At 44.8% G+C, this 11198-nt stretch carries 10 protein-coding genes; all 10 read left to right on the top strand.

Annotated elements, in window-relative coordinates; genetic code table 11:
- On the top strand, positions 1-297 hold a 297-nt coding region (locus RWS24_RS07020; protein ID WP_314366335.1), incomplete at its 5' end, for an ATP-binding protein.
- Entirely contained in the window at positions 294-1010 is a 717-nt protein-coding gene (locus tag RWS24_RS07015) for an NADPH-dependent oxidoreductase (protein WP_314366333.1), read from the top strand. The genes RWS24_RS07020 and RWS24_RS07015, both read left to right, overlap by 4 nt.
- Before the next feature lie 42 nt (positions 1011-1052).
- Entirely contained in the window at positions 1053-2363 is a 1311-nt protein-coding gene (gene der / locus RWS24_RS07010) for a ribosome biogenesis GTPase Der (RefSeq protein ID WP_125402408.1), read from the top strand.
- Between the two features lie 126 nt (positions 2364-2489).
- Positions 2490-5591, top strand: coding sequence for a DEAD/DEAH box helicase (locus RWS24_RS07005; protein ID WP_314366331.1), 3102 nt, complete (start codon positions 2490-2492; stop codon positions 5589-5591).
- Positions 5592-5645: 54 nt separating this feature from the next.
- Positions 5646-6305, top strand: a complete 660-nt coding sequence (locus tag RWS24_RS07000; protein ID WP_314366329.1) for a cystathionine gamma-synthase — start codon at positions 5646-5648, stop codon at positions 6303-6305.
- Positions 6306-6585: 280 nt separating this feature from the next.
- Entirely contained in the window at positions 6586-7920 is a 1335-nt protein-coding gene (gene murC / locus RWS24_RS06995) for a UDP-N-acetylmuramate--L-alanine ligase (RefSeq protein ID WP_009659087.1), read from the top strand.
- 11 nt (positions 7921-7931) lie between these two features.
- Entirely contained in the window at positions 7932-8444 is a 513-nt protein-coding gene (locus RWS24_RS06990) for a GNAT family N-acetyltransferase (protein ID WP_314366326.1), read from the top strand.
- Positions 8444-8959, top strand: a complete 516-nt coding sequence (locus RWS24_RS06985; RefSeq protein ID WP_314366324.1) for a GNAT family N-acetyltransferase — start codon at positions 8444-8446, stop codon at positions 8957-8959. Before RWS24_RS06990 ends, RWS24_RS06985 begins: the two co-directional genes overlap by 1 nt.
- A gap of 50 nt (positions 8960-9009) precedes the next feature.
- The gene (gene mltG / locus RWS24_RS06980) at positions 9010-10509 is read left to right on the top strand and encodes an endolytic transglycosylase MltG (RefSeq protein ID WP_314366323.1); all 1500 of its coding nucleotides are present in this window, start codon (positions 9010-9012) and stop codon (positions 10507-10509) included.
- Positions 10510-10654: 145 nt separating this feature from the next.
- Positions 10655-11137 (top strand): transcription elongation factor GreA, encoded by a 483-nt coding sequence (gene greA / locus RWS24_RS06975; RefSeq protein ID WP_002894584.1) that lies wholly within the window; start codon positions 10655-10657, stop codon positions 11135-11137.
- Positions 11138-11198 lie beyond the last annotated feature (61 nt).

Raw genomic sequence — 11198 nt, 5'->3', positions numbered from 1 at the left:
GGCTTGGTCAAGGAGAAGATTGACCAGGTCAAGACAGCTCAAGTGCTGATTTTGGACGATATCGGTGCAGAGCAGTCCAGTCCTTGGATGCGCGATGAGATTTTGCAGGTCATTCTCCAGCACCGTATGCAGGAAAATCTGCCAACTTTTTTTACTTCTAATTTTAGTTTTGCGGATTTGGAGCGTCACTTTGCCAGCTCTAAGAATGGCGATGAGACTTGGCAAGCCAAGCGGGTTATGGAGCGAATTAAGTTTCTGGCTCAGGAGGTACGCCTAGAAGGAGAGAACCGCCGATGAATGAAACGATTAACTTGATGAAATCTCATACGTCTGTTCGCCGCTTTACAGAGGAGCAGATTTCGGATAAGGAATTACGTGCTATCATTGATGCTGGGCGGGCTGCGTCCAGCTGGAAGAATTTCCAGTCTTACTCTATCATTGTGGTGCGAAGCAAAGAGAAAAAAGAAGCCCTCTTTGACTTGGTGCCCCAAGAAGCCATTCGGCAGTCTTCAGCCTTCCTGCTTTTTGTTGGCGACCTCAATCGTGCCCAAAAGGGCGTTCACATGTATACGGAAGACTTTTATCCTGAGGGAACGGAGAATCTCCTGATTAGCTCAGTAGATGCTGCTTTAGCTGGACAAAATACCCTATTAGCAGCTGAAAGTTTGGGTTATGGTGGAGTAATCATTGGACTGGTTCGATATGCTGCCAGTCAAATAGCAGAGCTTTTTAAGCTACCGGACTACACTTATCCAGTCTTTGGGATTGCTCTGGGGACTCCCAATCAGAACCATGCAGTCAAGCCACGCCTGCCTTATGAAGCAGCGGTCTTTGAGGAAGAATATCGTGAACAGGATCGTTCAATTATCCAAGCCTATGACCGCGTACAGACTGAATATGCCGGCGAGCGAGCTAAGGAAACCTGGAGTCAGCGCCTAGCTGCCCAATTTGGTCAGGAGCCTAATCAAGCTATTGACCAACTGTTCAAAGAAAAGAAATTAGAAAAATAGGGCGGAGTTTGGCTCTGTCCTAAAGAATGAAAGAGGAAAAACATGGCCTTACCAACTATTGCCATTGTCGGCCGGCCCAATGTCGGCAAGTCAACGCTCTTTAATCGGATTGCCGGTGAGCGGATTTCCATTGTGGAAGATGTTGAAGGGGTGACCCGCGACCGAATCTATGCGATAGCAAGCTGGCTCAACCGTAAGTTTAGTATTATTGATACGGGCGGAATTGACGATGTTGACGTGCCTTTTATGGAGCAAATCAAACACCAGGCTGAGATTGCCATGGACGAAGCAGATGTCATCGTTTTTGTCGTGTCTGGCAAGGAAGGGATTACAGATGCGGACGAGTATGTGGCTCGCATGCTCTACAAGACCCATAAGCCGATTATTTTAGCGGTCAATAAGGTGGACAACCCCGAAATGCGCAATGAGATTTTTGATTTCTATGCGCTGGGCTTGGGCGATCCATTCCCGGTTTCTTCAGTCCACGGGATTGGTACTGGAGATGTTCTTGATGCCATCGTTGAAAATCTGCCAAATGAAGAAGTGGCAGAAAATCCTGATATGATTAAGTTTAGTCTGATTGGCCGTCCTAATGTTGGCAAGTCTAGCTTGATTAATGCCATCCTGGGTGAGGAGCGGGTTATTGCTAGTCCTGTTGCTGGTACAACGCGTGACGCCATTGATACGGTCTTTACGGACAGTGAAGGTCAGGAATTTACCATGATCGACACGGCTGGTATGCGCAAGTCAGGCAAGGTCTATGAAAATACAGAGAAATACTCTGTCATGCGGGCCATGCGGGCCATTGACCGCTCAGATGTCGTTCTGATGGTGCTTAATGCCGAAGAAGGAATTCGTGAGTACGACAAGCGAATCGCTGGCTTTGCCCATGAAGCAGGAAAAGGTATTGTTATCGTTGTTAATAAGTGGGATACGCTGGAAAAAGACAACCATACCATGAAAGACTGGGAAGAGGATATCCGAGACCAGTTCCAGTATCTGTCTTATGCACCGATTATCTTTGTCTCTGCCCTGACCAAGCAGCGTCTCCATAAGCTGCCGGACATGATTAAGCAAATCAGTCAGAGTCAAAACACGCGTATTCCCTCAGCAGTGCTCAATGATGTTATCATGGATGCTATCGCGATTAATCCGACACCGACTGACAAGGGCAAACGCCTCAAGATTTTCTATGCGACTCAGGTAGCGACCAAACCGCCAACCTTTGTCATCTTTGTCAACGAAGAAGAACTCATGCACTTCTCTTACCTGCGTTTCCTGGAAAATCAAATCCGCAAAGCTTTTGTCTTTGAAGGAACCCCGATTCACTTGATTGCAAGGAAGCGGAAGTAGAGTTGGAAAACAGCAATTTGACAAACATACGTTTATATGTAAAAATGAAAGTAAGCATAAGAGCTTGCTTTTCTTTTTTATGTCGAAAGTATGGTATAATGGTGAGATAAATGTAAGGTGGTAATTATGGCAAAATTAATTCCTGGTAAGATTCGGACAGAAGGAATTGCCCTGGTTGAAAACAATAAGGTAGTAATCCTTGAGGTCAGTGATTCTCTTTTATATGCTCGTGTGGACGAGTGTAATCTGCGCTATAGCTTGGATGATGATGTCATCTTTTGTTATTGCGACTTTTTCCAGAAGAAAAAATACTGTGCTCATCTGGCAGCCTTGGAGTATTATCTGAAAAATGCCCCATCTGGAAAAGATGTGCTAAAGAGTATGGAAGAAGAGGAGATGACCAGTCAGGAGACCCAAGAGCTGGTTTCTTTCGGAAGCTTGTTCTTGGATAAGCTCTTGCCGGATAAATCCAATCAACAGGTTCGTTATGAGCTTTCGGCTACTGGTCAGGAGGATTCTTATACAGGGCAGTTTCTCTGGAGTCTCCGGATCAGTCGCTTGCCGGACGAGCGCTCTTATGTTGTCCGAGACGTTCTTTCCTTCCTTCGGACCTTGGAAAAGGGCGGACATTATCAGATTGGTAAGAGTTACTATGAGGCTATTCATTTGGAGGATTTTGATGAAGCCAGTCAAGATTTGCTCGTTTTTCTGCAAGGACTAGTGTCTGACTATCAGGGGCAAGATTCTTCTTTGATTTTCCCAAATGCTGGGCGCAATCTTTTCTTCCCGGCTAGTATCTTTGAAGAGGGAGTTATCTTCCTGATGAATCTATCTTCTTTCCGCTTAGAGTACAGCCTTTATGACTACAGTGAAGTCTTTTTCCAAGATTTACATGAAGAGGCAGAAGTTTATACTTTCCAAGTGGAAGAGTATGAAGAGCATTTTGAGCTAGTCATTGCTGAGAAGAATTATAAGATGCTTTATGATGGCCAGTTTATTTTTTATGGAGATACCTTCTACCAGCTAAATCCTCAGCAGATAAGACTAATTAAGGCTTTACGGGAGTTGCCTATAGAGCATGATCGGTTGAAGCGCCTGCAATTCGACTTGTCAGAGAGAACGAAGCTGGCTTCCAGTTTGTCTGAGTTTAAAAAGGTTGGTCGGGTAGAAGCACCTGAAAGTATGATGATTCATGACTTTACAGCCAAGTTTGACTTTGACATCGGTCCTGACAAGCGTCTGATTTTGGACACTGTCTTTGACTATGGAGACAGGAAAGTGACGACTCGCAAAGATTTGGAACGTCTGCCTTTTGCAGGTAATTTTGAGCATGAGCAGCAGGTATTTAAGCAAATGCTGCAGGCAGGTTTTGTGGCAGACTTTTACAGCCAGCGACCGCCTCTGAAGCCGGAAGAAATTTATCATTTCTTCTCAGAAGTCATTCCCAACTTTGAGGCTTTGGGCCGTGTCAGCATGACAGAAGAGCTAGAGGCGCTGGCACAGACAGAAAGTCCAAGGATCTCTGTCAAGATGAAGGGCGGCCTCTTAGATGTTGGTTTCGATTTTGCTGGCATTGCGCAGTCAGAGATTGACGCAGTTCTTGATTCGCTCTTTAAGGAGCAGGACTTCTTTATCAGTAAGTCCGGGCAAGTCTTGATTTTCGATGAAGAGACCAAGGAGATGAGTCGAACTTTGCAGCAGCTGCGGAGTAAGCGGACTAAAAATGGCTTCATTCAGACCAGCAGTTTAGCTGCTTATCAACTGGCAGAGTTTTTCAAAGGTAAGGATAGAGTACAGTTTTCAAAAGATGTGCAACAGCTGGCCTTTGATCTGACTCACCCTGAGGAATTTCCTCTTCCTGAGCTGCAAGTCAAGGCTGACCTTCGGGATTACCAAGAGACGGGTGTCAAGTGGCTATCCATGCTGGATAAGTATGGATTCGGTGGCATTTTGGCTGACGATATGGGACTAGGGAAGACTCTGCAGACGATTTCTTTTCTGAGTTCGCGTATAGATGATTCTGAGAAAGTCTTAATCTTGGCGCCATCTAGCCTGATTTACAATTGGAGCGATGAGTTCGCTAAATTTGCTCCGCATTTGGATGTGGCGGTGGTGTATGGTCTAAAAAATGTTCGTGATGAGCTGATTGCGGAGAAGCATCAGATTACCATTACCAGCTATGCTTCTTTCAGGCAGGATGTGGAAGAATACAAGGATAACCACTTCCAGTATCTGATTTTGGATGAGGCTCAGGTGATGAAGAATGACCAGACCAAGATTGCCCAGTATTTGCGGGATTTTGAAGTGGAGCATACCTATGCCCTTTCTGGGACGCCGATTGAAAATAATCTGGGAGAACTTTGGTCTATTTTCCAGATTGTCATGCCAGGACTTTTGCCAAGTAAAAAGGAATTTTTAAAACTACCGGCTGAGAAAGTCGCCCGTTATATCAAACCATTTGTCATGCGGCGCAAGAAAGAAGATGTGCTGCAGGAATTGCCTGATTTGATTGAAGTTGCCTATCGCAATGAATTGGCAGATAGCCAGAAGACCATTTATCTGGCTCTGCTCAAGCAGATGCAGGACAGAATCATCCATGCGACAGAAGATGAAATCAATCGCAGCAAGATAGAGATTCTGTCAGGTCTTATGCGCCTCCGCCAGATCTGTGACACTCCAAAGCTGTTTATGGAAGATTACGAGGGCGAGAGCGGCAAGCTGGAAAGTTTGCGGGAATTACTTGAACAGATACAAGATGGTAATCGCCGTGTCCTCATATTTTCACAATTTCGTGGTATGCTGGATATTATCGAGAGTGAGCTGGACAAGATGGGCATGGAGTCCTTTAAGATTACTGGCTCTACTCCGGCCAATGAGCGTCAGGATATGACAACAGCCTTCAATGAGGGCCAGCGTTCAGCCTTTCTAATCTCCCTCAAGGCTGGAGGTGTCGGTCTCAATCTGACTGGGGCTGATACAGTCATCTTGGTCGACCTCTGGTGGAATCCAGCGGTTGAGGCCCAGGCTATCGGCCGTGCCCACCGTATCGGTCAGGAGCGCAATGTTGAAGTCTATCGGATGATTACACGGGGTACGATTGAGGAGAAGATTCAGGAGCTGCAGGAGAGCAAGCGCAATCTGGTTTCGACTATTCTTGACGGAGCAGAAGCTAAATCCAGTCTCTCTGTGGAGGAAATTCGAGAAATTCTGGGAATTTCGGCAGAATAGCTTGAAAAATAGCCTGAATAGTTTATAATAATGAAGGGTTGAAAGGAAAAAGATATGACTGATAAACAATTTCCTCTGGTGTCAGATGATGAAATCATGCTGACGGAAATGCCACATATGAATCTTTATGATGAACTAGATCTCATTAGCAACATTACCGGAGACTATACTGACCGTAATTATTTGGAATGGATGCCGATTGTGGACTCCAGCAGGCATGCTCCCATCGCTGCCAGTCAGGCTATCAGAAGACCGCTGCAAAAGCAGTCTGCTTTCAAGGATTTTAAAAAGCCGATTGATAAGAAAGATCCAGCTATCCGTTATGCTGAACAGGCACGCGAGGAGGCTCGGGCTGATTTGAAAAAAAAGCGTTCAGCGTCTTATCTGACCAGCGACCTTCCGACTAAGGTCCGCAGCAGAAAGCTTGCGACAGCTTCTAATGCGGAAAGACCGAAGCCAACAGCCCCTTTTCAGAAGAATACATCGGGGGAATTTACGAAGTTTGGCGATAGGCTTCAGCAGGATAACTATATTTTGGCGGATATTCAGCCTGAGTATAGCCCTCAGCCGCAGGAGCCGGAAGAAAAGCCTAAGAAGAACAATTATGATTTTTTAAAAACCAGTCAGATCTATAATCAGGATAGAGCTAAGGAGGAGCAGTTGAAGCATTCCAAGGCTCAGGAACTGAACTTGACAGGCTTGGACAGCGAATAAAGCTGGCTTGCTCTAGTCTTTTCTGCCTGCAGTTTTCTGATGTATAAAGGAAATTGCTAGTTGATTATGTAAATGTAAAATCTATCTTCATATAACATCCGTCATCGGTTGAAGAAAATCGGTGCTAGAAGCTGGGACTTACTGATTGGTCCGGCTTCTTTGGTGTTTTGGTGGTGCCTAAAAGCTTGTACATAAAGAAAATCCCTGCGGGCTGATTACGGTCTGCGGAGATTTTCCTCTTTTGACTTGCTTTTATGGCCTTGTATCTTAAGGAGTAATCATGACGAAAACCTATCATTTTATCGGGATTAAGGGCTCTGGTATGAGCGCTTTGGCTTTGATGTTGCACCAGATGGGCCATAAGGTTCAGGGCAGTGATGTTGATAAATATTATTTCACTCAGCGCGGTCTGGAGCAGGCTGGCATTTCCATCCTGCCTTTTGATGAAAAGAATATCCAGCCAGACTATGAAATCATTGCCGGCAATGCCTTTCGTCCGGATAACAATGTAGAAATTGCCTATGCAGACGCAAACGGTATTGGCTATAAACGCTACCATGAATTTTTAGGTGGCTTTATGCGTGACTTTGTCAGCTTGGGAGTGGCTGGTGCCCACGGGAAGACCTCTACAACGGGTATTCTCTCCCATGTTCTCTCCAATATCACGGATACTAGCTATCTGATTGGGGATGGTACAGGCCGCGGTTCTGCCAATGCCAAGTACTTTGTATTTGAGTCAGACGAGTACGAGCGTCATTTCATGCCTTATCATCCGGAATATTCGATCATTACCAATATTGACTTTGACCATCCGGATTATTTCACGAGCCTGGAAGATGTCTTTAACGCTTTCAATGACTATGCCAAGCAGATTACTAAAGGACTCTTCATTTATGGAGAAGATGAGCAATTGCGCCGGATTACGTCCAATGCCCCGATTTACTACTATGGCTTCAAGGAAGAGGGCAATGACTTTGTTGCTCACGACCTCTTGCGTTCTACCAGCGGATCAGGCTTTAAAGTTTCTTTCCGCGGTCAGGAACTGGGTGAGTTCCAAATTCCAAGCTTTGGCCGTCACAACATTATGAATGCGACAGCAGTAATCGGCCTCTTGTATACTGCTGGTCTTGATTTGAATCTAGTTCGGGAACACCTCAAGACCTTTGGCGGAGTTAAACGTCGTTTTACTGAAAAGATTGTCAATGAAACAGTTATCATTGATGACTTTGCTCACCATCCAACGGAAATTATCGCGACTCTGGATGCAGCCCGTCAGAAATATCCAAGCAAGGAAATCGTGGCAATCTTCCAGCCGCATACCTTCACTCGGACCATTGCTCTCTTGGACGAATTTGCGGAAGCCCTCAATCAGGCTGACTCAGTCTATCTAGCTCAGATTTACGGATCTGCGCGTGAGGTGGACAATGGCGATGTCAAGGTTGAAGATCTGGCTGAAAAGATTGTGAAGCGGGCCAAGGTCATTGACGTGGATAATGTTTCTCCTCTTCTTGACCACGATAATGCAGTTTATGTCTTTATGGGAGCTGGAGACATCCAGACCTATGAATATTCCTTTGAGCGCCTCTTGTCCAATCTGACCAGCAATGTTCAGTAGAAGGAGACTTGATGGAAGCACCGATTCGAATCAGACAGGCTGACTTGAGCGACTGGGAGGAAATTCTTGCAATCGAGCAGCTGAATTTTCCAGCAGCAGAAGCAGCCGGTTCAGAAGTTCTCAAAGAACGGATTGAGCAGATTGCTGATACTTTTTTACTAGCAGAGCTGTATGGTCAGCTGGTGGGCTATATTGTTGGACCAGCTATTCAGGCGCGATATCTGACAGATAATCTCTTTAACAAGGTGGGTGCGAATTCTCCAGAAGGTGGCTTCATTGCCGTCCAAAGTCTGTCCGTCCATCCTGATTTTCAGAGGCAGGGGGTCGGAACCTTATTGCTTGCAGCTCTCAAGGAGATAGCTGTTCAGCAAAATCGAAAGGGCATTAGCCTAACCTGTCATGATGAGCTGATACCTTATTATGAGATGAATGGTTTCGTCCACGAAGGGATTTCTGACTCAACTCATGGTGGAGCTATCTGGTCTGATATGGTGTGGGAAAATCCCAATTTTAAGGAGAAGTGATGATTATCCGTCAAGCTCAAATGGCTGACTTAGAAGCTATTTATGCTATCGAATTGGAAAATTTCAGTCCAGAAGAGGCTGTTAGTCGAGAAAGCTTAGCAGCTCATATTCAAACTTTATCTTTGACTTTTTTGGTGGCGGAAAAGGATGGTAAGATTCTAGGCTATCTGGAGGGACCTGTCCGTCCAGAACGTTATTTAAAGGATATTTCCTTTACAGAGGAGATTGAAGATTATAGTCATCTGGACGGTGGCTTTATCTCATTGACCAGCCTTTCTATCTCGAAAGATGCTCAGGGGATGGGGGTCGGCCGCAAGCTATTGGAAGCTATGAAAGAGATTGCTATAGCAGATGAACGCCACGGCATCAATCTGACCTGCCACGACTACCTCACCGCTTACTACGAGAAGCATGCCTTTGTAAATGAAGGTTTGTCACAATCAACTTATGCAGGCGCTACTTGGTTTGATATGGTCTGGGAAAATCCTAGTCTCAAGCTGCAAAAAAACCAATAATAAGCTAGAAAATCCTACTCTTATTGCATTTATCTGACTTTTAAGATATAATGTTAGGGATTATGATGAAGGAGGTCAAATTTTTGACTGAAAAATCACAAGACAAAGAGAAGAATCTGAGCTTTAAAGAGCAGATTTTGAAAGATTTAGCTGGAGAAAAGGAAGAACAAACTCCCTCTTCAACTAGCCAATCAGAAGTGGACGCTGCTTCTGCAAAAGAAACAGCAGCTGCGGAGGACTTTGAAGCTAGACCGGCTTCGGTAGATGTTTCTTACAAGGTTGCAGAGAATGAAAAGGCTCATCCTCAGGTCTATGGCCGATTGGATGAGGAAGATAAGAAGCCCAATGAGGTCCTATCTCGGGCTAATCGGGCCAACAACACGGTCAAGAAAAAACGTCAAAACACCTTAGCCCGCAGGATTATGACAACGGTTCTGCTGATTGTCCTGCTGGGACTTGTGGTCACAGGAGTTGTCGGCTATACTTATGTATCTTCAGCTCTTAAACCTGTTGATGCAAACGCAACAGAGTATGTGACAGTTGAAGTACCAGAAGGCTCTAGCTCTAAACAGATTGGGGAAATCCTCGAGAAAAAGGGGCTGATTAAAAATGCCCAAGTTTTTAGTCTGTATTCTAAGATTAAAAGCTTTAACAATTACCAGTCCGGCTATTACAATCTCCAGAAGAGTATGGATCTAGATACCATTGCTCGGCAGCTTCAGGAAGGCGGAACAGATACGCCGCAACCACCAGTTGTTGGCAAGGTTACTATTCCTGAAGGCTATACACTGGAGCAGATTGCAGAGGCTGTGACGGTTAATGCAGCTGCAACTTCTAAGAAGACTAGCAAGACACCTTTTAGTAAGGACGATTTCCTAGCTAAAGTACAGGATGAAGCTTTCATTTCCAAGATGGCGGCTAAGTATCCACAGCTGCTGGGCACATTGCCAAGCAAGGACAGCGGAGTCAAGTACCGCTTAGAAGGCTATCTCTTCCCTGCCACTTATAACTATGGTGAGGATGCGGATTTGGAAAGCTTGATTGACCAGATGTTGGGCGCAATGAATACCAATCTGTCTTCTTACTACTCTACTATTGAATCAAAGAACTTGACGGTTAATGAAGTTCTGACACTTGCTTCTCTGGTAGAAAAAGAAGGTTCGACAGATCAGGACCGCAAAGATATTGCCAGCGTCTTTTACAATCGTCTCAATCAAGCGATGCCGCTTCAGAGTAATATTGCTATCCTTTATGCTCAAGGCAAGCTAGGAAAGAAAACGACTCTGAAAGAGGACGCTGAGATTGATACTAATATCGACTCGCCTTTCAATGTCTATAAAAAAGAAGGGCTTATGCCTGGGCCAGTTGATAGTCCGAGCCTATCTGCTCTGGAGGCTACCATTAATCCAAGTAAGACGGACTACCTCTACTTTGTGGCAAATGTTGAAACAGGCGCTGTTTACTTCGCCAATACTTATGAGGAACACGCCAAAAATGTTGAGGAGCATGTCAATAGCAAGCTCACTCAATCCAGCAGCAGTTCTAATTAGATTGCTATCATTGCAGACGAGAGAAAGCTAGTGCATTTAGTTCTAGCTTTCTCAGTCCTGCTATATAAAAAAGGGACTGATACAGACTTGTCTCAGCCTCTTGTTTTAGTTTTAAAATAAAAGAAAATAAAAGAAAAGAGAAAAAATGGCTGAAAAAACTTATCCTATGACCCTAGAGGAAAAGGAAAAACTAGAAAAAGAATTAGAAGAATTGAAATTGGTGCGTCGTCCAGAAGTGGTAGAACGTATTAAGATTGCCCGCTCATACGGCGACTTGTCAGAAAACAGTGAATACGAAGCTGCAAAGGACGAACAGGCTTTTGTGGAAGGACAGATTTCTAGTCTGGAAACCAAGATCCGCTACGCTGAGATTGTAAACAGTGATGCTGTAGCCAAGGATGAAGTAGCTATCGGAAAAACAGTTACTATCCAAGAAGTAGGCGAAAGCGAAGAGGAAGTCTACATTATCGTTGGTTCTGCTGGTGCAGATGCATTTGCAGGCAAGGTATCTAATGAAAGCCCGATTGGACAAGCTTTGATTGGTAAGAAAACAGGTGATACTGCAACAGTCGAAACACCGGTTGGCAGCTACGACGTTAAAATTCTCAAGGTTGAAAAAACCGTTTAATAAGTATTAAAAGGAACTGGCTAGAAGACTGGTTCTTTTTTCGTTTCTTTTAAGACAGAGA

It is taken from the genome of uncultured Streptococcus sp., from assembly GCF_963528215.1.
Lineage (GTDB): Bacteria > Bacillota > Bacilli > Lactobacillales > Streptococcaceae > Streptococcus.
Note: the sequence above shows the minus strand (reverse complement) of the source record. Positions and strands in the feature narration are given on the sequence as shown.